We start from the raw sequence: 26,483 nt of genomic DNA on the forward strand, positions 1-26,483 counted from the left end.
ACCCGCGCCGCGGGTCGAGCGTTGTTTTTGCCTCACCACATTCTCTACTTCACAACGTCGGCGATCGGGACCGACCCGTCGGTAAAGGGGATATCGGTGTGGATTGTCGCGGGGGCATGGAGTGCCGCCGCGGCAACCAAGGCGACGTTGGCTCGGGACGTGCCAGCATTGCCCGGGGCGCGTTGAGCTGTCGGATCGATGAGTCCCGACGGCTCGTCTAGGGTCAGCGCCCCCGGCATCAGGATGGTCCAGTCGAGGTCGGTCGCCCGCAGCGCGGTATCGGCTGCGGCCTTGGCTTCGGCATAGGCGAAGAACGAATTGTCGTCGGGGACTCCGTGATCTGGTCCAGCGCCCAGGTACGACACCATGAGGTACCGGCGGACGCCAGCGTCGAGCGTCGCCCGCATCGACCTGATGGCCGCATCTCGGTCGACGGCATAGGTGCGTGCGGGATTGCCGCCCCCGGCCCCCGCACTAAAGACCACGGCATCGAAGCCCGCGATGGCTGCCGCCAGTTGCTGCTGGGTGGCCGTTTCGACGTCGAGGACAAGCGGGGTCGCGCCCGTGGCGGCGACCTCATCAGCGTGGGCGGGGTTTCGGATCACGGACGTGACGGTGTCGCCTCGCTCAATCATGAGCGGTGCCAGCAGTAGAGCGACCTTGCCGTGACCGCCAAAAATAATGATGTCAGCCATGGCGTCGACCGTACTCCCGTTAGCGCAGCGGCACCGCGACGTCCGAGCCGCCCTCGTGCGTCAGGCGGGTGCCAACCTGCACTAACTGTGGTTCTGCCGTGAAACCGCCAGCGAACAACGCCTGCCCTTGGCCAAACGTCATCGCCCGGTCGAGGAGTTCACTGGGGGCGTAGCCGAAGGTCCGGGCGAGGTCTTCGAGGTCGTGCGCCGAACTCATCCGCATCAGGGCGAGGTTGTCGCACTGTGAAAGGGCATTCGGATGCACCTTTGACGGTCGTTGCGTCGAAAGCAGCAACCACAGCCCGTACTTGCGGCCCTCGGCGGCAATCTGGACGATCCGGTCGGTCAGCAAGTGCTCCAACGGTGTGCCCGGGCTGGGGGAACACAGATTGTGGGCCTCATCGATCACGATGAGCCGTCCGATGCGGTCGTGCCGATGCGCCCACAGGTCGTCCAGCACGGCCAGGGCCGCGGTCTGCATCTGTTCTTTCACTTCAAACGAGCCGAGGTCGACGATCGTCGCATCCGGTCGGGAATGCACCACGGCCGTGACGTCCTGGTCGTCGTACGCCCACATATCCCACTCGACGACGCCGAGGTTCTCAATTCGACGGGCGATGGAATGGAAGGCCGGATCGTCGCTGTTCCGTAGGAGGTCGACCAGGGGTTCCCCCCGGGCGGGTAGTTCAATGTCGCGGACGCGAAGCATGGTGTTGTATTCGGCGGCGTCGTGGATCGGGTCGAGTTTGAGCACTGCGGCCCGCGACCGGATGTCCATGTCGACGAACCTCACCCGCAATTGCTGGCCATCGCCGGGCTTGGAGTGCAGTACGTGAACGGACCGTTGGGCGAGCTCGGCGGCCGCCGCCGGCGTCGCGTCGTCCCGGATCTCGCCGAGACGCACAAAGTCGGAGTTGGGGTCGAAAACCACGATCGGCAGTTTCGTGTTGAGGAGGATCTGTTCCAGCATCACGCCTAGTGAATAGGTCTTGCCGGAACCACTCTGGCCGCACCAGAAGGTATGGCGGTTGAGTTTTTCCGCGCGCAGATTGGCGGGACTGTCGGAATCGAGATGCGTGCCGATGGGTAGTTCAGAAGCCATGGCTGAAGTTTAGTAGTCGTCTGTCGTGTGACGTGCTTCTCGTCTGGTACTCACAGTGCGCCCGGCCTCGGTGGTCTGGTTGGTGCGAGCTCTGCAAACATCTAAATCATGCTGTCCGATATGTCCCATGTCCCGATAACGCGGGTTGCGGCTCATTCGACAGGGCCCCAGTTTGGGTGACACCAAACGGGCCACTCCGGGTCGAAATGTCCTGTGTGTCGGTAATTTTCGAGCGACAGGACACATTGCAAAACAGTCAGAATCGGACGTTTAGAACATAACGGTTAGGTAACGCCCAGGTGTGACCCGGGCTACATCTTCGAGCAATATGAGTAGTGCGTTCAAGCGACAAGGTTCGTTTGTTCGTGCGAACAAAATCTCTACTACTTGTTCGCAGTACCCTCCCCTTAGAGAAAGAAGCACATCATGGCTGACGGTCCCATCCGCTTGGAAATCGACTTCCTCGGACCGATCATCGACGCACTGACCGGCGGCTCGAGCGATTAGTCGCAGTCGTTAAAGACTGAGTTGGGCCGTCTCCGTACTTCGGAGGCGGCCCAAACTCATTTGTGTTGCAAACCCTCCCACCTCCCCTTAGGAGGCTTTCCATGCCTGAAATCTTTACCCTCGACGACGCAAACGTGGATGCCGCGGTGAAGCTCATCGCCAGAGGCGTCGCTGAAATTCCCCTCTACCAGTGGTTGCTCGGCGAACACGTCGACGACGAGGAAAAGTGCGAGTGGTTGGCGGAACTACTCCTGCGTCCATTGCAGCGCGTCGGCTGTGTAGTCGGGGCCCGCGAGGAAGGGCGCCTGGTTGGCGTCCTCGTGTGGCAGCCCCACGACGTCAACTTGTCGCCAGATGGGCAACCGCCGATCACCCCGGCCGATGTAGCTGTCGCCGCGCAAACTCCGGGGCTCCGCGAGCGCCTGGCCAACCTGTGGACCACCCAGCCGCTCCCGCTTCCGGTAGAAGACGCGGTTTGCTGCGTTCTCAGCGTCGTCGAACCTAAGTATCGCGGCGGCCCGATGCTTTACGACATGACCGTAAAGGTCGAGGACTTCTGCCACGAGAACGATCGCCCGTTCTACTGCTGGACGGGGTCGTCGCACGTGCGGGACTGGTTTGTGCGCGGTTGGGGCGCGATGGTCTTCGACACCAGGGAGTGGGAAGGCCGTCCCATGTACGGGCTCGTCACCGAGCGGCCGCCGCGGCGTGGAGTCGCCTCGGCAGAGCGTCGCGCAGCAGTACCGGCAAGCGCTACCACCTAGGTCGTCGTCGACGCCGCTCGGTCGTATTCGCTCGCGATCATTCGCACCCAGCGACGATCGGAGAGGCCGGGCGGCGTCGTCAGTAGATCACTCTCCACCGGCGTTCCTTCGGGTCCGCGTAGCCAGCCGGCAATCGTCTGGGCGCGGGCCTGGGGGCTGAGCTCGGTATCAATGTTTCCCATGGGGACCAGTCCCGCTCCGGCGTGCAGATACAGGCCGTCGAGGATCTGTGAGACGCGATCGTCGGCCTTCAACACGGTGACTGTCGACTGATAATCGGCTTCGACCAACTCCGGGTGTGAGGCGAGGAGTGTGTTCCACAGTGCACTGGTTTGGCGGAGTACTGCGGACGCGCTGAACCAGGATTCGATCATCACCGAGCAGCAAGCGAGGCTCAAGATGATGATTGCGATGGCCCACCACGGGTTTGTCGGATCGGTGCTGGACGGGTTTGCCAGGAGGATCGCGACCACCACCAATAGGCCAGCCAGGTAGCCGGCGATGGCGCGGCCCAGTGGATTCCAGGCGATATAGCGCAGGCCTACCACCAGGGCAAAGACGCCGACCGCCACGATAAACCACGATCCGACGGCGATGTTGTCGGTCACGGTGATCGCGATCAGATCGGCGACTGCTGCCAGCGGAATGAGCACGGTGGCGATCGTGAGCGTGCGACGGCTCACGCGCGGCCACGCGGCGGCGGCAATGAGCGCGGTTGCTGCGGACACCACCACCCAACAGCCGATGAAAACGCGGGTCGCCAGGCTGCCGTCGTTCGGCGAAATCACGACGGCGACGGTGGGCGTACGGACTGCGGCTGCAGCGGTCATGGCGATTGCGGCTACCGCGACGGAACTGCGGGCCAACGACGGCGGTCGGATCGTCAGTCGGCCGAGCCGGGCCCCGACTGCCGCGGCGCACAGGGCGGCGATTACCCAGGTGAGGCCGGTCAACCGAGGGCCTCGTCGTACCGCAGCATTGGCCGCCAAGTGTTGCTTCGGTCCAGGTGGCTGAGTCGTTGGAGGAGTTGCGCGGCGAACGCTTCGGCTTCCCACTCCTGCAGGGCTAACTCGGAAGCCGATAGTGGTTCGGTGTCGGAGTCACTGGACGTGAGGCCGAGCATGTAGGCGATCAGATCGTCTTCGGCGGCCTCTGTCGCCGAGTCGGTGCTGTTGCCAGGGTGACGAAAGACGATGTGCCCCAACTCGTGGGCCAGCGTTCGGGCTTCGCTGGGTAGTGACTTGGCAAGAATTATCTCGTCGTAACTGTCGTATTCGCGGCGTTGCCCCCACACGCCGGGGGCGAGGTCGTCGACTGTCACCTTGATGTCTCGGCGCCGACTTTCGCCGACCGCGTAGACGATCTCTTCGAGGGAGTTCGCGTGTTTCTGCGAGGCCACGTCGAGAACGGCATCGACTGCGGCGTGGACTCGTCGATGTGAGCGACGTGGCGTGTTCGAGCGATTCTGTGTGGCCATTGGGATTAACGCTCCGTCGGGCTCAGGAACTCGGCACGCGCGGCATTGACGCGGACTCGAGCTGCCCTGGCGCTGCGGAGAGTTACTGCGCCAGAAGCGGTTCCGACCAACAGCATCCCGGCGACGCCACCCGCGGCGGCGCCGAGCTGACCGGCGGTGGGGCCGTTAGACGCGGCGGCTGCGACGGCCTGCTGTGTCTCGGTGTTCGACGACTCTTGGGCGCTATCGCGAACAGCGTTGGCGGAGTTCGGGGCCGGATTTGCGGGGTTAGCGGGATTGGCCGGTACAGGGTTCGCAGCGGAGTTTGGTCGCTGCGCTTGTTTCGGGGCCTGGTTCTGCGCTGGCGACCCCGGAGAACTCGGGTTGCCGGGAGCGTTTGGGGTGCCGGGAGCATTGGGGGATCCGGGCGAAGTTGGTGCCTGGGGCAGGTTGGGGGCCACCGGAACTTCGATGGTCGGATAGGGCGATCCGCTGCCACCTCCACCGCCGCCGAGGTTGGGTTGGGAACCCCCGGTAGTGCCACCCCCGATAGCGCCACCGCCGGTGATGCCTCCGCCTGTGCTGGGCTGCGTGGTTGGGCCTGTGGGGCTAGTGGTGGTTGACGTCGTGTCCGGCACTGTGGGATCCGTCGTTGTGGGATCGGTTGGTGTGGTGTCGGTCGGGGTGGAGTCCGTCGGTGAAGTGTCCGTCGGCGTGGTGTCGGTCGTGTCGGTCGTGGTGTCCGTCGCCGTGGGATCCGTTGTAGTGGGATCGGTTGCGGTTGTTTCCGGACGTGTGGTGTGGGTGTGCGTCGGATGAGTTGGATGGGTCGGGTGTGTCGTATGCGTGGGGTGGTGGCGTGCGGTGTCGCCGCCGTCGTCTGCACACGCCAAGCCGCATGCCGGTGCGGCGGACACCGTCGAGGTCAACACCAACGACGCAGAGAGGGTGCCGAGCGCAATGGCGGCCGCACCGAGGGTGCGCGCGGTACGCGAAGGTGCACCACGCAGGGGTCTACGTGGCAACTACTCGGGGCTTTCCGGGAGTCCTTCGCCGCGGCGCAGCTTTTCGGCCATGGTCGCGAGCATTTCCTGAGACTCGGCGGACAGATCGAACGCGCGGCTCGAAAGTCGACGCAGGCCGTGCCCGCGCAATTGCGAAAGCAATTCGAGGTCGTGGTCGATGCGGGCGGCGTAGACGTCGTCGTAGAAGTAGTCGGGCTTCACCTTGAAGAAACGGGCGAGCGCGGCGATGGTGTCCGGCGACGGATTTGTACGGTGGCCGTTGCGCAACTGGGAGAGGTACGGCTTGGAGATCCGGTGGCCTTCCGACGACAAGGTGGCCGCGACTTCCGCATTGGTATGCGGCCTGCGGCCAGGCGGGTGCACCGTTTCGAACAGCTTATTGAGCCGCCCTGCAAAACCTTCGTCCATCGTGCCTTCTCGTGTCTATTTGCCGTCTCGGTCGGGGATTAGTCGGTTTTAACCCATTGAGCCTATCCCGAAGCCCTGAAGCCAGCGCCTTTACTGTGACGCGGATGACGAAGTTGGCATGACTTCGCTGGGTCGGTTAACTCATCGGCAATTCTAGCAACCTTCGATAGCCGTTAAGTATCCCGGCGATCACCTCAGCTCGCAGAATTTGATTTTCACCGCGATGATGTAAATTCGCCATGGCGCAATTGGCCTGCATAAACATAGTTATGCTGGGGTGTGACGCAACTTACCTTGGGGTCATTGGCGAGATTGCTATAAGGTAACTGGAGTGTTCGGGTGACTGAACGCATTGCGCCATCACATGCGGCTTGTCTGCTGGTGGCGGGTGAAATCCTGGGGGGAGCATCCGCCACCGGCGCAAGGCCAAACTATTACTCGCAGATTGCACCATTAGACGCCGACGTCACCAGCTTTGAGTACTTCGCAAGGACCCCGCGCGTGTAGCGGGGCGGAAGCGGAACAAAGCTCTTCGCTCGCTCAGCCAGTACCGCCTCGTCGACCAGGATGTCGAGCGTTCCCTGCGCCACGTCGAGCCGGATTCGGTCGCCATCTTCGACCACTGAAATCGGCCCGCGATCGACGGCTTCCGGAGCCACGTGGCCCACGCACAGTCCGGTGGTTCCGCCGGAAAAGCGCCCGTCGGTCAGCAGCAATACATCTTTGCCGAGGCCCGCGCCCTTGATGGCGCCGGTGATCGCCAACATTTCGCGCATGCCAGGCCCGCCCTTGGGGCCTTCGTAGCGGATCACAACGACGTCGCCCGCCGTGATGGTGCCGTCCTCGAGGGCATCCATGGCTGCGCGTTCCCGGTCGAAGACTCTGGCGACGCCCTCAAAGACGTCGGAATCGAAGCCCGCTGACTTCACGACCGCGCCGCCCGGGGCCAGTGTTCCGTTCAAAATGGTGATGCCGCCGGTTGGGTGGATGGGGTTCTTCATCGCGTGCAGAACGAGGCCGTCGGGGTCGGGTGGGGCGATGTCGGCGAGATTCTCAGCGACGGTCTTGCCCGTCACGGTGAGGCAGTCGCCGTGGAGGAGACCAGCGTCGAACAGTGCTTTCATAATCACAGGGACGCCGCCGATGCGGTCGACGTCGGTCATGACGTGCTGGCCGAAGGGCTTGACGTCAGCCAGATGTGGAACCCGGGCGCCGACGCGTTTGAAGTCGTCGAGCGAGAGTTCAACATGGGCTTCGTAGGCGATCGCCAGCAGATGCAGCACGGCGTTGGTGGACCCGCCGAATGCCATCACCACGGCGATCGCGTTCTCGAATGCTTCCTTCGTCATGATGTCGCGCGCGGTGATTCCGCGGCGCAGCATTTCGACGACCGCCTTCCCCGATTCGCGGGCAAAGCCATCGCGGCGCCGGTCGGGGGCCGGCGGTGCGGCGCTTCCGGGCAGAGACATGCCGAGTGCTTCGGCGGCGCTGGCCATGGTGTTGGCGGTGTACATGCCGCCGCACGCGCCTTCGCCGGGGCAAATGGCGCGTTCGATAGTGTCGACGTCTTCGCGTTTCATGAGTCCGCGCGCACAGGCACCGACGGCTTCGAAGGCATCGATAATGGTGACTTGATGCTCGGATCCGTCCGAGAGTTTCGCGTATCCGGGCAGGGTTGAACCGGCATAGAGAAAGACCGACGCGAGATCGAGTCGCGCCGCGGCCATGAGCATTCCGGGCAGCGACTTGTCGCAGCCAGCCAACAGAACGGACCCGTCGAGGCGTTCAGCGCTCATCACAGTTTCGACGCTGTCGGCAATCACCTCGCGTGACACCAGCGAGAAGTGCATTCCCTCGTGGCCCATGGAGATGCCGTCGGAAACGGAGATGGTTCCGAACTCCATCGGAAACCCGCCGCCCTCGTGGACTCCCTCTTTAACGGCCTTAGCGAGGCGGTCGAGCGAGAGGTTGCAGGGTGTGATCTCGTTCCACGACGAGCCGACCCCGATCTGTGGTTTCCCCCAGTCGTCGTCGCCCATGCCGACCGCCCGGAGCATGCCGCGCGCGGCAGTTCGCTCCAGACCGTCGGTCACATCGCGGCTACGGGGCTTGATGTCGGGATTGTTGCCGGTGGAGTCGGTAGCCATGCTCTGACGATAGTGCTGATTGGGATGGAGGTCACGAGTTCGCCCGCTTCGGCCTCGGGGCCGGTCCGCTACTTCCTTACAAGCACCACTCCGGGGCGGTCGAAGGCCAGGGAGTTCTTAGTTGCCTGGATGTTCGTTTCGTAGACGTGGGCACCGTTGAACTGTTTGCGGATTAGGCGATTGAGTTCCGCATTCTCGGGCCGCCAGGGCGCGGCGCTGCGGAAGTCGATGGCACCCTCCAGGGTGCGGGGATTGTTGTCGAGGCCGGGACCGCGGGGGAGAAGGCGCAGGCCGTCGGTGGTGTACAGCTCGACGTTGAACGTGCGGCCGGTCGGCAACGTCAGGGTGACGGGATGCTTCGTTTGGGCCCACTCGAAGTTTTCGGTGGTCATGGTCCAGCCGTCGGGCAGCTTGCCACGGAAGTTCACCTTGTTCTTCGGGGCGAGGGTCAGGGCCGTCTGGTTGGTGCTCGGGTCGCCGTGCAACACCTGCCCCCGCAGTGGCTGGCCCGTCGGGGTAAACGCCCACGTCGACGCCGTGATTGGCTTGTGCCAGTAGCCGGTGGTGCCGCCGCTCATACCCTCCACTCGAAGTTCGCGGTCTTCGGCGGTAGCGCCAGAATCGTGGATAGTGATCCGGGAGGTAACCGTCCCCGGGATCTTCGGTTGAGGCTTCCAATCCTCGCCGGGCAGGTCGATCGCCGCATAGCCGGGGTTGAATCGTTCAGCCAATTGGTTTGGCGCAGAAGGCTTCTTGGGTTGCGGCTGCCAAGAATAGCGGCCCGGAATGTGGTTGGCACCTGCGGTGTCGAGGTCGTAGAGACGGGTAAACATGTCGCCGTACTTGTTTTGCACCAGCGTCACCGACCCGGATGTGGAGATCGCATTCGCCTGGAATCGGCCCTGCTCGGGACCGCCGATCTCGTAGCTGAAGTCGGCGGGCAGCCACGGGTCCTGATAGATGATCCGCGAACCGTCGTCGGCCAAGCTCACCAACTCAACCAGTCCGGCAGTGGTGGGATGGGTGACGCCCTTGGGGTCTTTGAAGCTCGTCGAGATCCGGTGACTGATCGACCACTTGTTGGCGACGGGTTGCTTCGCGGCTTTGTTGGGCACCTGCATGCCTGGCCACAACCAGATTGGGCCGCCGAACATGCGCGTCCAATTCCACAGCATCGGTCCGGACAGGAGGTTATCGAGGGAGTAGATGAAACCGTTCTTGTCCAGGGCCACCAGCATGTTGTTGTTGACTGAAATTGCGACTATTTCGCCGTCAAGGCAACCGGGGGTGGCGACCTTGCGCCACGGCTTCGACGAATGCCGGGCCCGCGCATACAGGTGACCGTTGTGCAGGACGGCTTCGGTCCTCGAGTTGAAACCCTGCGTGTTGTCGCGGAATTCGACCTTCGCTGGCAGCTTCTCCTGCCGCGGTGCGGGCGGAAGACCGTCGAACTCAGACGGGCCCTTGATGCTGGGTAGCGGCGTAAACAACCCGGGCAGCGGGGGAACCAGCTGGAAGGTGCTGATGAACGGAACGCAACCCAGCGGTTGGGGCGATGGTCGTGCCGATACCTCTGCCGAACCCAAACCGATACCGGCCGCAAGAAAGGTGGAGGCGAGAACGGCGGATAGCGCGGTGCGCGTGGTGGTGGTGCGGCCCATGAAACTCCCCCGTTGTCTCGGCCCGCGGTCCTCGGCCGATCGTGCTCTGACCGTATCGGGTCAAGTGCTCGCAGATCCGGAATCCTACTCAAATCGGCTGCCGATACACTCATCGCATACGTCACGGTGTTCGGGAAGTCCGGTGAAAATCCGGCGCGGACTCGCCACTGTGAGCAGGTCCGACAGTCGTTTGGAGTGAAAATCTCCGGCCACTGGGTGTTTGCGCATCCGGGAAGGTACGACGTCGGGAGCCCTGCTAAGCCAGGAGACCGGCCGCGGCGTACCCCGTAGTTCCACGAGTATTGGAAAGGGGGTCGCTTTGCGTACCCTTTGGAAGTTCGGCCCGAGCGCCGCTGTTGGTCTGTCGGTGGTGCTGGCGCTGAGTGCCTGCACCACAGCGGAGAGTTCCACCGATGCAGGTGCGGCCATCCGGCTGGCGAACTGTGGTCGGACGGTAACGCTGGCCAAGCCTGCAACGTCGGCCATCACCGTCAATCAGGGCGCGACGGAATCCGCGCTCGCCATCGGCGCAGCGCAACAGCTTGTTGCGACGGCCTATCTTGACGACGCCATCTCGCCGAAATGGGCGGATGCCTACGGTCGGATCGACGTGCTCTCGGACAAGTACCCCGAACGTGAGGCGCTGCTGGAGAAGCGGCCCGATCTGGTGGCGGCGTCGTACGCGTCGGCCTTCACCGATAAGGCGCTCGGTAGCGAACAGTCGTTGGCCGACCTGGGAATTGCGGCCTACGTCTCGCCGTTTGGGTGTGCCGACAAGTCCGCGCGGCCGGCGCCGTCGTGGGCGGCTGTCGCCGGCGAGACCAGCGATTACGGCACGCTCTTCGGCCGAACTGAGCAAGCCGACAAAGTCAACGACGCGATGCGCGCCACCCTCGCTGAGCTTAAGGCGAAGCATGCCGGGGCAGGAAAAACGATCATGTGGTGGGACGCCAAAACCGACAGCCCATCCGTAGGCGGGCGGGGCGGCGGACCACAGCTGGTGATGGATGCGGTCGGCGCGACCAATGTGTTCGGTCAGCTTTCGGGCAACTGGGCCGACACCAGTTGGGAGGCCGTGCTGAAGGCGGATCCCGACGTCATTGTTCTTATCGACGCCAGCTGGGACCCGGCCGCTGCCAAACGCGCCTACCTCGAATCCGACCCCGCGCTGCGGGATCTTTCCGCGGTAAAGAGGGCCTCGTACGTGGTGGTTCCGTTCTCCGAAAGCACACCGGGTGCTCGTCTGATCGACGGGGCGGTCCGACTGTCGGGCGCGCTCGCGGGGTAAGCGATGTTGCGCGAACGAGTCCATCCGGCCCCGAGCTTTATGCTCTGGACCGGGGGACTGTTGGCTGCGCTCCTGGTCAGCATGGCTTTTGGCGTGGTGATCGGGTCGGCAGATCTATCGCTGAGGACGGTGTTCGACGCCATCCTCGGTCGCCTCGGAAGCGGCTCGGGGGTCAACGTGCTCGACGAGCACATCGTCGTCGACCTACGACTGCCGCGGGTGGTTGGGGCAGCGGTGGTGGGTGCGGGTTTGGCGGTGTGCGGTGCAGTGTTGCAGTCGTTGACGGGCAATCAGTTGGCTGATCCGTACATTCTCGGGATGTCGGGCGGCGCGGCCTTGGGTGCATCGGTGGTGCTTAGCACCGGTCTTGGCTTGGGGATCATGTCCGGCGGGCCGGTTGTTTCTGTTGCGGCGTTTATCGGGGCCATGGCGGCGCTGCTGTTGGTGTTCGCGATCGCGGTGACCCGCGGCGGGGCCCTACTGCCCGGCCGACTGATCCTGGCGGGCGTGGCTGTGGGACAGTTGGCGGCCGCCCTCAGTTCGGGGCTGATCTATTTTGGTCCGCACGGGACGGCCGAGCGGGTGATGTTTTGGTCGCTGGGGTCGGTCGCGGGGGTTCGGTGGAACACGCTCGCGCTGAGTGCGGCGGTGACGGGTGTGACGGTGGTTGTGGTGCTGTTTCATGCCCGGCCGCTCGACACCTTCGCCTTCGGTGAGCGGGCTGCCGCCGGTCTCGGTACGGACATTTCTCGGACGCGATGGATTCTGTATGCGCTGGTGTCGCTATGCACCGCAGTGCTGGTGGCGATGTCCGGGATCATCGGCTTTGTCGGCCTGGTGATTCCACACGCTGTGCGTTTCCTCGTCGGCCCGTTGCACGCGCGGGTGCTGCCGCTCGCGATCGTGATGGGGGCGTTGATCGTGGTGTGGTCGGACATCGTGGCACGCAGTCTGCTGCCCGCCCGCGAACTGCCGCTCGGCCTCGTCACCTCGGCGATCGGGGTGCCCGCCTTTATCTGGCTGCTACGACAGAAGGGCACCGAATGAACTTCGACGTGTACAGCGCCAGCGTGATCCGGGACGGCAACCCGATCTTGAGCGACGTGACGTGCAGTGCGCGCGCCGGGGAGTTCACCGGGATCATCGGGCCCAATGGTTCGGGTAAGTCCACGCTGCTGTCGTTGCTGATGCGGTGGCAGAAGCCCGACACTGGCCGCGTCTTTCTGGGTGGCCGCGACGTGCAGACTATTCGACGCCGCGAGTTTGCCCGGACCGTCGCCGAGGTGGAACAGCATTCGGCGACGGTGCTGGATTTGTCGGTGGAGCAGATCGTCGAACTTGGCACCATCCCGCACGGTGCGGGTTGGGGGCGTCCGCTGGGGGAGGCGTCGCAGGATGTGGAGCGGGCCCTCGATGCCCTGGGCCTTCGACCACTGCGTCGGCGGGCGTGGCACACCCTTTCGGGCGGTGAGCGGCAGAAAGTTCAGGTGGCGCGTGCGCTTGCTCAGCGTCCCGAAGTGTTGGTGCTCGACGAACCCACCAATCATCTCGATGTTTCTGCGGGCGTCCAGTTGCTCAGTGCGGTACGAGAATTAGAACTGACGGTGGTCGCAGCGATCCACGACTTGCATCTGGCAGCGATGTTCTGCGACCGACTGGTGGTCCTCGATCAGGGGGTGGTGCAGGCGATCGGCACACCGACGGAGGTCCTCACTCCCACACTGTTAGCGCAGGTTTACGGGATTGATGCCGAGGTGATTGAGCATCCGCGCACGGGCGCTCCGCTGGTGGTGGTGTGCGGTGCCGCCGAACAGCATGCGCGAAGGGCGGGCGTATGACTGGCGTTGATTGGGTGATCGTCACCGCACCCACCGATCGCGGCAACGATCCGGCCGCCGAGGTTCAGTCGGGGCTACGCGTGCTGCGCGAGCGTCGGCCGGGTGTGGAGTTTCGCGTCGCGGTTCTTGGCGGCACCGCGTCGACGATCACCGAGGAACTCGATCGCGCCGCTGCCGCCTGTGCGCGACGGGTGCTGGTGGTGTCCGGGCAGACGGTCGTCGACCGCAAGATGGATGCCTGGTTCCGCCGGGTGATTGGGCATTGGCTCCGGACGCGAACCGAGTCCCAGCATGTGCCCGACGTTCGTATCGGGCGGTCGCTCTGTGACGGTGACGCCTACGCTGACGTGCTGGAGTCGGCGCTCGACGACGGTGGTGAGCCTGCGAAAACGACTGTCGCGCCGCTGGTTTCGCCTGCGTGGGAGAAGGTGCCTGGGTTCGGTCGGCACGTCCTGGTGTGCCGGGGGCCGCGCTGTTCGGCGCAGGGGTCGGGCGAGTCAGCGCGTGTTCTCGACGCCGAACTCGAGGCGCGCGGCCTGGGCGACGACGACGTTCTCGTCACTGTGACGGGTTGCCTTTTCCCGTGCGCGCAGGCTCCGGTGGTCGTCGTGTATCCGGATAACGCCTGGTATTCGGGGCTCACGGCCGACCGCGTCGCGGCGGTCGTAGATCAGCACCTCGCGGGAGGTACGCCCATTTCCGAGTGGTTGGGTGAGCGCACTTAATGGCGGCTTGCTCGGTCGTTAACTGCGAAAGCGGCCGGGAGGTTCAGCCTTGGCGTATCGCGCGCGGGTGATATACCGGGTTCGTGCGAATCGCATGACCGAAATGACCGCAATAAGGAGTGACAAACATCACCACTGGCAATAAACGTGACGCATCACACTGGGTGATCGTTTGGTCGATAACCTGTCGGCGACAGCCATCCACCTGGCTGACGACGGGGCAAACCTCACGAAGGGACCGTTCGTTGCGAGTCACAACCACACCCACACGCAAATGCGTGACGACGGGCGTCGCGCTCATTGGCGCAGGCGCAATCGCACTCACTCCGCTGGCCAACACCGCGCCAGCCTTTGCCGCAGAACCCGAAAGCCCGATCTCTGCTGGGCTCGGTGTCCTGTTGAGCCCACTCGGTGAGTACACCGGACTCCTGCAAGGTGTGTTCACGAACTTGGGGCCGCTGATCGGCGACGCTATCGGCCCGGGGATGCCGATCCTTGAGCAATTGGTCGCCAACCAGATCGAGACCATCACGGCTCTGGCTAGCGGTGGTACTCAGGTGGCAGCCACCATGACCCAGATGCTGACCAACTTCGCGATCCCCAACCTTATCGAGGCGGCGGAAGCCCTTGCTGCCGGTCAGGTCGATGAGGCGCTTGTTAAGGTCTTCAACGGTGTGGTTATGACCGGCCTGTTCCCGATGATCGGCCTGATCGGGCCGCTGGGCAACGCCGTTCAGCAGCCGTTGACCAACCTCCTGGGCCTCAGCAAGTCGGCCACCATGTTGGGGGTCACGATGGGCTTGGGAGCAATCTCCATGGGTATCGGCACCGTGTACAGCACGGGCAATTCAGTGCAGCCGATCATTGACGCACTCAAGGCGGCCGACCCAATGGCCGCCCTCCAAGCACTTGTTGTTGCGCCAGCAGTATTTGCCAACGGAATGCTGAACGGGTCGCTCGAAGAAGGTATTCCTGGCCTGCTCACCGACGGTGGCATTATCAAGGCGATCATCGGCGCGCGGGACTTGATTGCTGGCGTTCTCGGCGCTCCCGCAGGCCGGTCGGCTGTGACCGCCGGTGCGTTCTCCCTGGACACCGGGGAGTCCGCCGCGAACACGGTGGCCGTGACGCTTCCTGATGCAGCACCCGTTGTGGACGCTCCGGATGTTCCTGCTGCAACGGCCGCTCCGGAAGCCATCGTCGACGATGCCCCGGCCGCAGTCGAAGTCCCGGAGGTTCCGGCACCTCCTGCTGAACTGCCATCCGTCAGTGAGGCACCCAGCGATCCGGTCAGTACCGCGGACGTCGGTGGTGGAGACCTTGTCAGTGCGGGAGCTGGCGACACCAGTTCAGGCGGTGACGTCGGCCTCGGATAGCGGCTCTAAGTGCGACTGCGCCTCGTCCCCAACCTGGGGGCGGGGCGCAGTTGTTGGGGTTGGGGGGTCAGCGGCTCCTCGATGCTCTCCCTCGCTGCAATCGGTCGACGAAAATTGTCAGACCCTCGCGATAGTCTTCACACATACAAGCGAATAAAGAGTGAACTAGTCCACCAACTAGTTTACGAACAGTGCGAGGAGGTGACCCCGATGGACCTAACCCAAGCAGTTGCCGAGCTCGCCCCGGCTGAGCTTGCCACCCTGGCCAGCACGGTCGCCACCCACCTGGCGGGCTCGGTGTTCACCGCCTCCACCGAGGGCCAACTCCTCGAAACCGCCGAGATCCTCGAGCGGGCCAACCGCCAGTTCGACGGCGCCACCTCGGCTTTGCTGGCCGAGATCTCCGATCGCAGTGCCTACCGCAAGGCCGGGTTCCTGTCCTTGCATGCTTATCTTGCTGGGGGTTTGCGTCTCGGTGATGGGGAGGCCAAGCGCCGCCGGATCACCGGTGCAGGCATCGCCCGCCTGGCCAATTTGCAGGGTGAGACTCTTCCGCCGGTGTTTCCGGCCACCGCGCAGGCGGTCGCCGACGGCGCTATCGGCGCCGACCACGTGGTGGTGATCGACGAGGTGATGCGCAAGATCCCCAGTGCGGTCGACCCGCAGGTGCAGGCCGGGGCTGAGGCCCAGTTGGCCGAGGTCGCCCGGGACCTCACTCCGGCGGGGGTCCGCACGGCCGGGCACCGATTGTTGGCCCACCTCGACCCGGACGGGGCGCTCACCGACGAGCGGGACCGCAAACGGCTCCGCCAGTTCGGGCTCGGCGGGCAAGACCAACGCCTGATGAGCAAAGTTCGGGGCTACCTCACCCCCGAACTTCGGGCCCGGTTCGAGGTCATGTTCGACTCCTGGGCCAAGCCCGGGATGAACAACCCGGCCGACCCAGCCTCCCCACGCGGGGCTGCTGAGGCTGCTGATCCGGCCGCCCTGGCTGCGGCGGCCGAACGCGATGACCGTTCGATCGGCCAACGCCAGCACGACGCCCTGCTGGCGCTGCTGGAGGCCGAGCAAGCCCTGCGGCCCGGCGCCGGCCGGGCGCTCTCCAGCGAGTTGGTCGTCACGGTGACTGACCGGGAGTTGGCCGAGCAGGCCGGAGTCGCGCTGACCGCGACCGGCACCCGCGTTCCGGTGGGCGAGCTCGTCGAGCTGGCCGCGGATGCCATCCCGCATTTGGCGGTCTTCGCCGACGCCACGGGCCAGCCCCTGTACTTGGGTCGGGGGTCGCGGTTGGCCAACAAGCCCCAACGGCTGATGCTTTTCGCCCGCGACCGCGGGTGCACCGCACACCGGTGCAATGCCCCGTTCGCCCGGACCGAGGCGCACCATTTCCCGGATTGGGTCGATGGTGGTCCCACCGATGTGGACCATTTGGGTGCCGCGTGCGGGCGGCACAACCGCAGCGTGGGCAAGAACGTCGGGGCGTGGGAAACCAAACTTGTTGTGGACGGCCCCGCCCGGGGCCGGGTCGCTTGGCGGCCCCGCACCCCCGGCAGGCGTGCCGCGTGGCGGGTCAACCCGACCCACCACGCGGAGTTGTTGCCGGTGAACGGCCCGCACGGGCCGCCGGCTCCGGAGGATTCTCGGCTCGAGGCCCACCTCGAGCACCTGTTGGGGGCGTAACCCGCCCGACCAGCCGGACACCCCGGCCGGTCGGGGGATTCGTCGTGCGCCCATCCGGGTGACGCTTGCCGCAAACGCAACTGCGCCCCGTCTCCGAGTTGGAGACGGGGCGCAGCTGTGAGGCAAGAGTGCTAGGCCGGGGCCAAGACCTGCGTCGGGCTGTCGTCGGTGGTCTGACCGTCGGTTGACTCCACGAACTTCCGCCGCTGGTAGCGGGTTGCCGCGAAGGTTGCGACGGCACCAACTACGGCGATCAACAGCAAGCTCACGAAGGTCGGCCAGAAGCCGGACACGCCGTTGAAGGCTGCGATGTATCCGTGCTGGACCAGCGTCATCGGGGAGATCCAATGCAGCCACTGGAACGGCGCCGGGACGGTTTGGACCATCCAGATACCGCCGTACGAGAACAGTTGCAGCATCATCCACGACAATGAACTCAAGGCTCCAACCACATAGCCGAACAGGGTAAACAGCACTGAGATCAGAGCCACGTTCATTAGCGTCGCCGCGATGGAAATTAGGATCACTTGCCACAGGTGCACCGGATCGGGCGCCGGGCTCAGTGCCAACCACGCACCGATGCCGACAACCAAAACACCAGCCAAGCTGATCGCGCTAACGAGCAGGCCTCGGCGGGCTGTGGCGCGGAAGTTGCGGGGCGTCTCGTCCTCGTTAACGAAGCGCCATCCGCGGAAGCTCATGAACGCGATGATCGGGATTAGCATCGTCGCGATGATCAGGATGATCGTCGCGCCGCCCGGACCGAAGAACTGTGCCTGGGCAATGTGCTTTGTTTCCTTGGCGACCGGCGTCGAGATCAGCTGGGCCAGCGAAACGCGGGCAGCTTCGTCGCCGAAGTCGGGTGCCTTCTCCGAGCCCGCGACCAATCCGGTGCTGAGCTTGGTGGCACCGGCGTTGAGCTTGTTGGCGCCGTCGCCGACCTTCGCGACACCGGCCTCGAGCTTCGTCAGACCAGCGGAGAGTTCAGCCGAGCCGGAGGCCAACTGTGCTCCACCGTCGACGAGCTTGTTGACGCCACCGCGGTACTGAGCGTTCGGATCGGTGAGTTCGTTCGCGACCTGGCGGCTACCGGCCTGCAGCGCCTTGAGGCCTTCGATCAGTTCGGTGACCTTCGACAACTGTGCAGAGTTCGGGACTGCGGCCTGCGCCTGCTTGAGGAGCGCCTCAACCTCGGCGAGCGGGATGTTGCCAGCAAGGCGTTCGATGCCGTCGGCGATCTGGGTTGCGCCGTCGCCGAGCTTGTCAGTTCCAGCCTGCAGGGTCACGAGACCTGCGGACAGCGTGCCTGCGCCAGCGGCGAGCTTGGCTCCGCCGGCCGCGGCCGCGGCTGCACCCGGCTGCAGTTCGTTGTTGATGCCGTCGGACAGGGTCTTGGTTCCGTCAGAGAGCTGAACCGATCCGTCTGCCGCAGTCCGGAGACCGTCGCCGAGCGACTGCACGCCGTCTACGAGCCCGCCAACCGTGGTGGTTGCGACACCCTTGAGGACCGACTGCTGGATCTTCTCCATTGCGGCGCCACCGATCTGGGAAGCCTTCAACGTGTTGTAGTCGTTGAACGTGACCGTGATCAGTGCGGGTGCATCAGCGACGGTCGCGATAGTGCCGAGCGTTTCGCTGAAGTTCTCCGGGATTTGGAGGACAAAATAGAAGCTGCCGTCGCGCAAGCCCTGGGAGGCCTTCTGCGGGCTGACGATCTCGAAGCCGAGCGGCTTCGACTTCATCAAGCTCGCGGTGACGCTATCGCCCGCTTCAATCTTCTCGCCGTCTTTGACGAAGCCGGTGTCGCTGTTGACGATCGCGACGGGCATCTGGTCGACCTTCTTGGTCGGATCCCACAGAACCCACATATAGACGGCCGCTAGGACCAGGGGGATGGTGACCAGAAGGGCAATGATCAAGCGGACGAGCCGCGACCTTTGCATCTTTGGCAGTGGTTGCGCGGTGCTCGGTGGCTGCACGGTTGACATGGGCTGCTCCGGGAAATCAGGCATCGGAGCGCGCCAGGCGTTCTCGGGACTTTGGGTCGTCAAGTTTGCGGCGGCCCGAAGCTTCGGGAATATCGGGGTAAAGGTAGCGAACCCGTCACTAAATTACCCGTCAGTAACGAAGGTTACCTCAATCCGACCAATCGCGCCTCCGCGTACCTACTTGTCGATGAGTTCGCGAGCGGGGTTGTCGTTGCGGTACAGGTTCATGTACTCCGAGACGCGGGCTGGTCGCTCGGTTGGCACCAGTAGGTGCGGGCTTGGGTATGCGCCTTTGGCTTCGAGGCGGCGGTTCACCGTTGCCTGGTTTGCCATGGCGATGAGCGATGCGACGAGGAGAACGGCCCAGGCGATGGCAGTTCCCACCTTCATGGAGGTGGACATGTCGAAGGCCAGGCTCATGAGGAACAGGCAGAGCAAGATGAACTGCGCCAGCATCAGCACGTAGCCGATGAATAGCGGGATGACCTTCGCGTCGCGTTGGGTCGAAGACATGTGGAGGCCTCCTGGGTGAAAGAATGTCAGACGCTCCGGTTGAAACGCTACATGTAGCGTAGCGATACAGTTGGTGTAGCGTCGAATCGTATGTTTCTGATCACTCGACGGTGGGGGTTCCAATGGCGACACCGCGCTCCGCTGGCTCGGCCAAGATTGCCGATGCTGCGCGTGAGCTCCTGAGGACCAAGGGGCCGTCGGCGGTGACGATCGAGCGGGTTGCCGCGCAGGCGGGCGTCGCACGGACCACCGTGTATCGACGATTTGCCGACCGTGACGAGATGCTGACCGACGCCCTGAAGGAACTCGCTGATCCGCCGGGGCCCGAGGAGCACGACATTTCCGGGGAGGGGCGGCTCCGGTGGGTGGTTGAGCATGCTTCGGCAATGATCCTCGACGGCATCGGCTTCGGCGGTTTCGCGGCGCTGCTCTCGAATGCCGATCCGGCCTTCTCGGCCACTTTCCGGACCGTGCTTCAGGTGCACCGTCGAGCGTTGGCCGAAGAACTCGAGGCTGGCGTCGCAGATGGTTCCCTCCGCCTGCACGGCGACATTGAGACGATGGTCGATTCCATCGTCGGCGCCCTCCTCGCCGAATATGGGCGCACGGGCGCTATTGCCGATGACTGGGTGGATCGACTGGTTGCGTTGCACCGCGGCGTGGTTATGGATGGGCGGTAGCCGGCGGCTCAATCAAGCCATGTTCGCGTACTTAAACGGCGTTCGCGTCGTGACCGACAACGCGAACGCCGTTTAACTACGCGGACGCGTCGTCGAGGGTCGGGCATGTGAGTGCGCATTACGCGGACACCCCTTCTGGAAGCGACACTTCCGGATAATCTGCGACGCATGCTCACGTGGAAGCCGGTGCCGTCGGATGCTGACGTCGTTGCACCTGATGAACGACTGTCGTGGCCGCGAACCATCGGCATTGGCGCGCAGCACGTTGTCGCGATGTTCGGCGCGACGTTCCTGGTCCCGGTTCTGACCGGATTCCCGCCAGCGACAACCCTGCTGTTCTCCGGCATCGGCACCGTCGTTTTCCTGCTCATCACCGGGAATCGGGTGCCCAGCTATCTGGGGTCGAGCTTCGCGGTGATTGCCCCGGTGCTCGCGGCGGTCGGATCGCACGGCACCGGAAGCGCGCTGGGCGGGCTCGTCGTCTTAGGTGCGGTGCTGGTGGCTATCGGCGTCGTGGTTCATTTGGTCGGCACGCACTGGATCGACGTGGTGCTTCCGCCGATCGTCACCGGTGCCGTTGTGGCGCTCATTGGGTTCAACCTCGCTCCGGCCGCCAAGGATAACTTCGAGAAAGGGCCCATCGTCGGCATCGTCACCTTGGTGCTGATGGTGGCGATTCTGGCGTTCTTCCGTGGCCTGATCGGCCGGCTGGCGATTTTTGTTGCGGTGATTGCGGGCTATCTGCTGGCATTGGCGATGGGCGATGTTGATACGTCCGCGATTGCAGCTGCCCCGTGGATTGGCCTGCCAGATTTCGAGACCCCGACGTTTCACCTGGCCGTTCTGCCGCTGTTCCTTCCCGCTGTGATCGCGCTGGTCGCGGAGAATATTGGACACGTCAAGTCGGTTGCGCAGATGACCGGTCACGATCTTGATCCGGTGACCGGCCGCGCCCTGATCGGCGATGGCCTCGCCACGATGATTGCCGGTGCTGGCGGCGGTACCGCGACCACCACCTACGCCGAGAACATTGGCGTCATGGCGGCCACGCGCGTTTACTCCACCGCCGCATATTGGGTCGCGGCGGCGGTCGCGATTGTGCTGTCACTGTGCCCGAAAGTCGGCGCGATTATCTCGGCCACCCCACCGGGTGTGCTGGGCGGCGCGACGGTCGTGCTGTACGGGCTCGTCGGCATCCTTGGTGTCCGGATCTGGCTTACCAATCACGTCGACTTCTCCCAGCCGATTAATCAAATGACCGCAGCCATCCCGCTGATCATCGGCATCGCCGACTTCACCTGGCAGATCGGCGATCTCACGTTCACCGGGATCTCACTCGGCTCCGTGGCCGCGCTGCTCGTCTACCACGGCATGCGGCTGATGAAGGCCGCGCGCGATGCGGTCGGCGGCGACAAGATCCCTAGTGAGCCATGAAGAGGATCTCGTTGCGGGAGTAGTCCTTACCGGGGTGGTCTTCGGCAAGGTGCTCCTGGGCCTTCTTGACGATGTCGTCCTCGTTCTCGCCCTTGAGTGCCACGCCGCACGGGCAGTTCAGTCGGGTCTTCTCGCGCATGATTGCCGTCCTCCGGTTGTCGACGATGGTGTTTCCACAGTCTTGTGTTTCTGGTGCCACGGGCCGGTGGCACTTGGCACCAAGGATAGTCGCGTGGGGCATTCGCGTAGTTCGGCTGGGTAACGGTGGGTAGTTTCGCGTTGGCGACGTGACTCTCGCCGGTGATGAAGAAGTGCTGGGCCAGATCGCACCTAACAGCGACCGGGTAGGCTCCGACCAGCCGTTCCGCCGCATCGATCAGGTTTGCCGGTCCGGGAGCCAGGCATTCCCGAGCACTGGGGCGTAGGGGGTCGGAGCGGCGGCAGACCGACGCTGACGGCAATCTCGGCACCAACACCGAAAATCGCGGTGCGCCTCGACCCGGACACCTACTCGTCGTTCCGTAGTTCGGTAGAACTGCGCGACCCACGGCCCGCAGATCTTGCCACTTACCGGCAGATGATGGTCAACCTCGATCCGCCCGATCACTCGCAGTATTGAGCGATTGTCCCGTCAACGGAAGTACTTCTGGTAGCGGGCGTAGGGTACCTGGCCCGTGGGGCTGGCTTCGATAGCCCGCGCGACGACCGGCGGGATCGGCGTCCAGTAGGCAGGCATCGCCGCAGCGAGCCGGGGACTGACGATGTAGATGAGCGCAAAGTTCACGATCCACAGCGGGGGAGCCATCGACATGCCGACCGTCGACTTGACGCCGCCCTTGGTGTTGGTCACCAACTGTGCTGTGCCCGAGATCTGCTGCGCGACAAAGCCAAACGGCACTTCTACCGTGTACGCCGATCGGTAAAGCGCGGCCAGGGTGTGCGTGGCGCCATTGGCACGCAACCACTGGCCCACATACCCGCCGGGTGCGATCAGCGTATTGACCTGGCGAGTTGGCGCGTCGGCGTTGGCGGGGCTCTGCAACTGTCCCCGCGTGTTCACGTAGACGCCGTAGCTGCCGAGCACTGACTTCGTGATCTGGCCGTCGATCTTGGACAGCATGGGGCGTCCGACGGTGTTGGTGAGGATGAGGATGGAGGCGTCGATGGTCTTGGCGGCCTGACGGTTGCCGCCAACCCCGCGACCGCTCACCAGGTCGCGGGACTGTTTCTCCGACAGTGCATCGTTGCGGTGCAGGCCGATCCTGGCGGCGATTGCGTCCGCGGCCTTCTGGCCGAGCGGCTGATTGAGCTGCCCGGGCCTGGTCAGCTTGGTCGGCGCGACGTATTCGAAAGCCGGGGCACCGGAGAATGGGAGCGCGAAACCGGTGGTCGATGACGGTGCCGCATGCGCGGCCGGGAGTCCAGTGAGGGAGAGTATGCCGACTGTTAGCAAGGCCAGGAATGCGAGGCGTTGGGCGGAACGCACGCCACGCCGCTCACGGAAGTTCTGGAGACGCTGTGATCTGGACATTGGTAGTCCTTTCAGACGTGCTCGGCGGGTGAACTCATCACACACCACGGACGCGGGGATCGCAGGAGTTCCGGCATCACGGCGGTGGTTTATCGCATCCCCGAACGGACCGCGGCAACGCCTTAACGGGTGAGTTCGGTTAGCTTCCCCAGCGTGTCGACGAACTCCTCGATGTCGTTAACCACAGTCTTCGTCGCGTTGGATTCCTGCATTAAGCCGACGCACTGGCCGACGCGTCGCCTTTGCTGGGTTGCGCGCGAGCCGGGGACTCGATGAGGCGATCAATGTCGTCAGCGCGGCGGCACCGCTGGGAGACACGGTTCTCGAGTTCTTTCTCACCCGGGGCCTGGGAATCACCTGCGGTTTGAGATTTGCCTCTCCCTTCCGCTCGACGGCAGTGGAGGGATGTCGAGGTGGATCTACCGACGCGTTCGCGTACTTCCTCGGCTTCCGCTCCGTCTGGGACGGAGCGAAGACCAACGAACTACGCGAACGTCAGCCTCGCTGGCTGCGACGTTCCAGGTATCCGGCGATCGACGACACTGCTCGCTCCAGCACCGCGCCTTCGGGTAGGCAGACGATGCGGAAGTGGTCGGGCTCGGGCCAGTTGAATCCGGTGCCGTGGGTTACCAGGATGTGTTCGGAGCGGAGGAGGTCGAGGACAAATTCTTCGTCGCTGTCGATGCCGAACAGTTCCCTGTCGACCTTCGGGAAGCAGTAGAGGGCGCCGCGCGGCGGAACGCAGCTCACCCCGGGGATGGCGTTGAGGGCGTCGGACGTTAGGGCAAGCTGCTGCTCCAGGCGGCCGCCCGGATCGATGATCCCCGCAGGCATCGTCGAATTGGCGGTTCCGGCGTTCAGAGCCACTGGAATCGCGTGCTGGCCAACCACATTGGGGCAGACGCGCATGTTGGAGAGCAGGGTGATGCCCTCGAGGAGGTCGCGGGCGTTCTCCACCGGACCGGTCGCGACAACCCAACCGGCGCGGTAGCCGCAGACGCGGAACGATTTCGACAGACCGCCGAACGTCAGACAAAGAACATCGTCGCCAGCGGCGAGCGCGGCATGGTGATGGCGTGCATCGCCGAAGACGAGGTCCTCGTAGATCTCGTCGCTGAGCAGCACCAGGCCGTGTCTGCGGGCGATGTCGGCCATGCCGCGAACAGTCTCCGCGCTGTAGACGGCGCCGGTGGGATTGTTCGGATTGATCATCACCAACGCTGTGGTCCGCGGGGTCACCTTCGACTCGATGTCGGCGAGCGACGGATTCCAACCGTTCTCCTCGTCGGCCAAATAGTGCACGGGCACGCCGCCGGTGAGGTTCACCGCACCTGTCCACGTGGGGTAGTCGGGGGCGGGCACCAAGATCTCGTCGCCGGGGTTCACGAGCGCTTGCAAGGTCAGGGTGATGAGTTCGCTGACGCCGTTGCCGAGGAACACGTCGTCGGGCGACACGTTGGGTACGTTGCACCGCTGGTAGTGATTGGCGACGGCCTCGCGGGCGGGCAGGATTCCGCGGGAATCGGAGTATGCCTGAGCCGAACCGAGACTCGCGGCAACGGCGTCGACGATTTCCGGTCGCGCGTCGAGCCCAAACGGGCGCATGTTGCCCAGGTTGAGTCGGAGTACGTCGTGGCCCTCGGCTTCCAGGCGCATGGCCTCGGTGAGGATGGGACCGCGGACGTCGTAGCGGACGTTGCGGAGACGGTCGGACTGGCGGAAAACCTTCATGTCGTCATTCCACCCGGAAAGTGGCGGCGCTGGAAGGTCCATTTCCCACAATTTTGGGGGACCACTTAGGGTGGTCGTATGGCGCGCACTGTTGGTCCGGGTTCCCTCGTCCTCGGGGACGTCTCGGGGGCTGCCGATCTGGTGGGGGCCATCGTCGACCGAATTGCCGACGGAGCACTCTCCGACGGTGACCGGTTGCCGTCGAGTCGTGCGCTTGCCGAACAGTTGGGGGTGTCTCGGGGGACAGTCGTGCGGGCGTTCGATGAGCTCGCGGCCGCGGGTTTCATTGTCGCCGTGCACGGTTCGGCGACACGGATAAGCGACGGGGCCGGCCAAGCTGCGCGAGCCGGGGCACGGACTCGCGAAGTTCAAGACCCGGCGTCGGCGACCGCGTTTGTGCCGCGGCAGGGCCGACCGTTGCGCGACCTACGCCCCGGCATCCCCGATGCGACGTTGGTGGACGAACGCGCGTGGCGCAGTGCCGTGCGGAAAGCGGCGGCGGAAGGGCTGGCCGGGCTGAACCCTTGGGAGGAGCCCAGTCCGCGGTTGCGTACCGAGTTGTCCGGACACCTACGACGGCACCGCGGTATGGGGGCTGCCGACCCGATGCTGTTCGACAGTTCGCGTTCGGCCATTGCGGCGCTGTGTGCGGCGTTCGTCGCAGAGGTGGGGGACGTCGTATTTCATACCGAAGATCCGGGGTATCGCGGCGCAGTGCTGATGGCTCGTGAGCAGGGGCTGCAGGTGCGGTTCCACCATGTTCATCCCGACGGTATCGATGTGGCCAATCTCGGTGACCAGCCCGCGATCGTGTTCACGACCCCGGCGCACCAGTATCCGCTGGGCCATCGAATGAGCGTTGATCGGCGGGTTGCGCTGGTGGAGTGGGCGCGTCGTACGGGGTCGTTGGTGATCGAGGACGACTACGACGGTGAGTTCCGCTACGGCGTCGCGCCGCTGCCCGCGTTGGTGACGTTGCCGGGTGCCGCCGAGTCGGTGGCGTATGTCGGGACGTCGTCGAAGTCGTTGGCACCGGACCTCCGGGTTGCGTGGTGTGTGCCGCCGAAGGCGATGCGGCGGTCGGTGGAGCGGTGGTTGGCGGTGCATCGTCGCGGGCCGTCGTCGTTGCCGGCGGATGCGTTGGGCCACTTCATTGGTTCGGGGGCGATGGACCGTCATTTGGCTCGCGCCGCCCGCGTCTATAGCGATCGTCGGAGCCGGTTGGTGGCCGCGCTCAAACGCGAATGCCCCAACCTCGCGGTGACCGGCGTTGAGGCCGGCCTGCACTTGTGCGTGTTGCTGCCGGGATACGACGACGCCACTGTGGTTACCGCTCTTGAGGAAGCCGGTTGGCGTACGCGGTCCCTGAGTAGCCAGTCGGAACGGTATCCGGTGCCGGGGTTGGTGCTGAACTACTCGCGACTTGGTGGTCGGGATGCGGAGGAGTTCGCTGGGGTGTTGCGGGCGGTGCTTGGGGTAGGGGGGAAGTAGGGGACCGGCCGCGTTCGGTCGCCTCACGGCGAAAGGCGCAACGCGGCTCCAGCCGAACGGAACTCCGCGAAGGCAATGGGTTGAGCCCGGGGGACACGGAACGCGACCGATCCAGCTGAGTCAACATCAGCGGCCCACTGGGTATTCCGGTTCGCAGAGAATGTGCGAGGCGACGAGCGGTGGTTTGCGAGCTCGACGGCGAGGTCGTGCGTCTTCTGGACGAGGTGTCAGGTCTGCTAGTTCATCGCACTAACGGTGGTGGGCCGCAACGGTATGGCACCGTTGCGGCCCTTCGTGATTCACCGGGAAGTTCGTTAGCGCGGAGGCAAGTATCGGATGGCAACGTAGCGGGACCCGTAGCTGAACTGACGAAGGGGATCTGCCAGATAGGGTGGGTGCCTGCACCACTTGGGACAACGGAGCCGCGTTGTCGGCGCCGACCA

Annotated in this window: 23 protein-coding genes and 1 riboswitch; of the genes, 10 read left to right on the forward strand and 13 right to left on the reverse strand. The window is 64.4% G+C overall.

What is annotated here, in order from left to right; translation table 11 throughout:
• Nucleotides 1-44 precede the first annotated feature (44 nt).
• Together AC1L34_RS15855 and AC1L34_RS15860 are read right to left on the reverse strand one after the other, a co-directional pair.
• Nucleotides 45-695, reverse strand: a complete 651-nt coding sequence (locus AC1L34_RS15855) for an NAD(P)H-binding protein (RefSeq protein ID WP_424296924.1) — start codon at nt 693-695, stop codon at nt 45-47.
• 19 nt (nt 696-714) lie between these two features.
• On the reverse strand, nt 715-1,797 hold the full coding sequence (locus AC1L34_RS15860) for an ATP-binding protein (protein ID WP_424296926.1): 1,083 nt from the start codon (nt 1,795-1,797) through the stop codon (nt 715-717).
• Between the two features lie 608 nt (nt 1,798-2,405).
• Between AC1L34_RS15860 and AC1L34_RS15865 the strand changes: the two genes are divergently transcribed.
• Nucleotides 2,406-3,068, forward strand: a complete 663-nt coding sequence (locus AC1L34_RS15865) for a hypothetical protein (RefSeq protein WP_424296928.1) — start codon at nt 2,406-2,408, stop codon at nt 3,066-3,068.
• Here the strand turns inward: AC1L34_RS15865 and AC1L34_RS15870 are convergent.
• The 6 genes from AC1L34_RS15870 to AC1L34_RS15895 form a co-directional block, all read right to left on the reverse strand.
• Nucleotides 3,065-4,021, reverse strand: coding sequence for a hypothetical protein (locus AC1L34_RS15870; protein WP_480034903.1), 957 nt, complete (start codon nt 4,019-4,021; stop codon nt 3,065-3,067). The two genes, AC1L34_RS15865 and AC1L34_RS15870, sit on opposite strands and share 4 nt — an antisense overlap.
• Nucleotides 4,018-4,545, reverse strand: a complete 528-nt coding sequence (locus tag AC1L34_RS15875; RefSeq protein WP_480034904.1) for an ImmA/IrrE family metallo-endopeptidase — start codon at nt 4,543-4,545, stop codon at nt 4,018-4,020. Before AC1L34_RS15875 ends, AC1L34_RS15870 begins: the two co-directional genes overlap by 4 nt.
• 5 nt (nt 4,546-4,550) lie before the next feature.
• Nucleotides 4,551-5,549, reverse strand: coding sequence for a hypothetical protein (locus AC1L34_RS15880; RefSeq protein WP_480034905.1), 999 nt, complete (start codon nt 5,547-5,549; stop codon nt 4,551-4,553).
• Nucleotides 5,550-5,957 carry a helix-turn-helix domain-containing protein gene (locus AC1L34_RS15885; protein ID WP_424296935.1) on the reverse strand — a complete coding sequence of 136 codons (408 nt, stop codon included), beginning with the start codon at nt 5,955-5,957 and terminating at the stop codon, nt 5,550-5,552. It lies immediately after the preceding gene.
• 434 nt (nt 5,958-6,391) lie between these two features.
• The gene (gene ilvD / locus AC1L34_RS15890) at nt 6,392-8,104 is read right to left on the reverse strand and encodes a dihydroxy-acid dehydratase (RefSeq protein ID WP_480034906.1); all 1,713 of its coding nucleotides are present in this window, start codon (nt 8,102-8,104) and stop codon (nt 6,392-6,394) included.
• A gap of 68 nt (nt 8,105-8,172) precedes the next feature.
• Nucleotides 8,173-9,765 (reverse strand): hypothetical protein, encoded by a 1,593-nt coding sequence (locus AC1L34_RS15895; protein WP_424296938.1) that lies wholly within the window; start codon nt 9,763-9,765, stop codon nt 8,173-8,175.
• A gap of 107 nt (nt 9,766-9,872) precedes the next feature.
• A riboswitch (cobalamin riboswitch) is annotated at nt 9,873-10,057 on the forward strand.
• A gap of 27 nt (nt 10,058-10,084) precedes the next feature.
• Between AC1L34_RS15895 and AC1L34_RS15900 the strand changes: the two genes are divergently transcribed.
• The 6 genes from AC1L34_RS15900 to AC1L34_RS15925 all read left to right on the forward strand — a co-directional run bounded on the left by AC1L34_RS15900 (nt 10,085) and on the right by AC1L34_RS15925 (nt 16,672).
• The gene (locus AC1L34_RS15900) at nt 10,085-11,053 is read left to right on the forward strand and encodes an ABC transporter substrate-binding protein (RefSeq protein WP_480034907.1); all 969 of its coding nucleotides are present in this window, start codon (nt 10,085-10,087) and stop codon (nt 11,051-11,053) included.
• Nucleotides 11,054-11,056: 3 nt separating this feature from the next.
• Entirely contained in the window at nt 11,057-12,100 is a 1,044-nt protein-coding gene (locus AC1L34_RS15905; protein WP_480034908.1) for a FecCD family ABC transporter permease, read from the forward strand.
• Nucleotides 12,097-12,891: an ABC transporter ATP-binding protein gene (locus tag AC1L34_RS15910; protein WP_480034909.1), complete on the forward strand. Its 795-nt coding sequence runs from the start codon at nt 12,097-12,099 to the stop codon at nt 12,889-12,891. The genes AC1L34_RS15905 and AC1L34_RS15910 overlap by 4 nt, the downstream gene beginning before the upstream one ends.
• Entirely contained in the window at nt 12,888-13,616 is a 729-nt protein-coding gene (locus AC1L34_RS15915) for a (2Fe-2S) ferredoxin domain-containing protein (protein ID WP_480034910.1), read from the forward strand. The genes AC1L34_RS15910 and AC1L34_RS15915 overlap by 4 nt, the downstream gene beginning before the upstream one ends.
• Nucleotides 13,617-13,894: 278 nt before the next feature.
• On the forward strand, nt 13,895-14,992 hold the full coding sequence (locus AC1L34_RS15920) for a hypothetical protein (RefSeq protein ID WP_480034911.1): 1,098 nt from the start codon (nt 13,895-13,897) through the stop codon (nt 14,990-14,992).
• Nucleotides 14,993-15,202: 210 nt separating this feature from the next.
• On the forward strand, nt 15,203-16,672 hold the full coding sequence (locus AC1L34_RS15925; protein ID WP_480034912.1) for an HNH endonuclease signature motif containing protein: 1,470 nt from the start codon (nt 15,203-15,205) through the stop codon (nt 16,670-16,672).
• Nucleotides 16,673-16,803: 131 nt separating this feature from the next.
• Here the strand turns inward: AC1L34_RS15925 and AC1L34_RS15930 are convergent, their stop codons facing one another.
• Nucleotides 16,804-18,660, reverse strand: a complete 1,857-nt coding sequence (locus AC1L34_RS15930) for a YhgE/Pip family protein (RefSeq protein ID WP_424294509.1) — start codon at nt 18,658-18,660, stop codon at nt 16,804-16,806.
• Between the two features lie 177 nt (nt 18,661-18,837).
• Entirely contained in the window at nt 18,838-19,173 is a 336-nt protein-coding gene (locus AC1L34_RS15935) for a hypothetical protein (protein ID WP_424294510.1), read from the reverse strand.
• A 122-nt stretch (nt 19,174-19,295) separates the two neighbouring features.
• Here AC1L34_RS15935 and AC1L34_RS15940 point away from each other — a divergent pair, with 122 nt between their 5' ends.
• On the forward strand, nt 19,296-19,853 hold the full coding sequence (locus tag AC1L34_RS15940; RefSeq protein WP_480034913.1) for a TetR/AcrR family transcriptional regulator: 558 nt from the start codon (nt 19,296-19,298) through the stop codon (nt 19,851-19,853).
• Nucleotides 19,854-20,021: 168 nt separating this feature from the next.
• On the forward strand, nt 20,022-21,287 hold the full coding sequence (locus tag AC1L34_RS15945; protein ID WP_480034914.1) for a uracil-xanthine permease family protein: 1,266 nt from the start codon (nt 20,022-20,024) through the stop codon (nt 21,285-21,287).
• Here the strand turns inward: AC1L34_RS15945 and AC1L34_RS15950 are convergent.
• The 3 genes from AC1L34_RS15950 to AC1L34_RS15960 all read right to left on the reverse strand — a co-directional run bounded on the left by AC1L34_RS15950 (nt 21,274) and on the right by AC1L34_RS15960 (nt 24,591).
• A complete protein-coding gene (locus AC1L34_RS15950) occupies nt 21,274-21,426 on the reverse strand; it encodes a DUF1059 domain-containing protein (RefSeq protein ID WP_424294513.1) in 153 nt (50 codons plus the stop codon). The genes AC1L34_RS15945 and AC1L34_RS15950 overlap by 14 nt on opposite strands.
• Before the next feature lie 492 nt (nt 21,427-21,918).
• Nucleotides 21,919-22,818: a hypothetical protein gene (locus AC1L34_RS15955; protein ID WP_480034915.1), complete on the reverse strand. Its 900-nt coding sequence runs from the start codon at nt 22,816-22,818 to the stop codon at nt 21,919-21,921.
• Between the two features lie 495 nt (nt 22,819-23,313).
• Nucleotides 23,314-24,591 carry a pyridoxal phosphate-dependent aminotransferase gene (locus tag AC1L34_RS15960; RefSeq protein WP_480034916.1) on the reverse strand — a complete coding sequence of 426 codons (1,278 nt, stop codon included), beginning with the start codon at nt 24,589-24,591 and terminating at the stop codon, nt 23,314-23,316.
• A gap of 36 nt (nt 24,592-24,627) precedes the next feature.
• Between AC1L34_RS15960 and AC1L34_RS15965 the strand changes: the two genes are divergently transcribed.
• Complete coding sequence (locus tag AC1L34_RS15965) at nt 24,628-26,040, forward strand: aminotransferase-like domain-containing protein (RefSeq protein ID WP_480034917.1); 1,413 nt, start codon at nt 24,628-24,630, stop codon at nt 26,038-26,040.
• The last annotated feature ends 443 nt before the right edge of the window (nt 26,041-26,483 follow it).

It is taken from the genome of Gordonia sp. 34D (assembly GCF_056682775.1).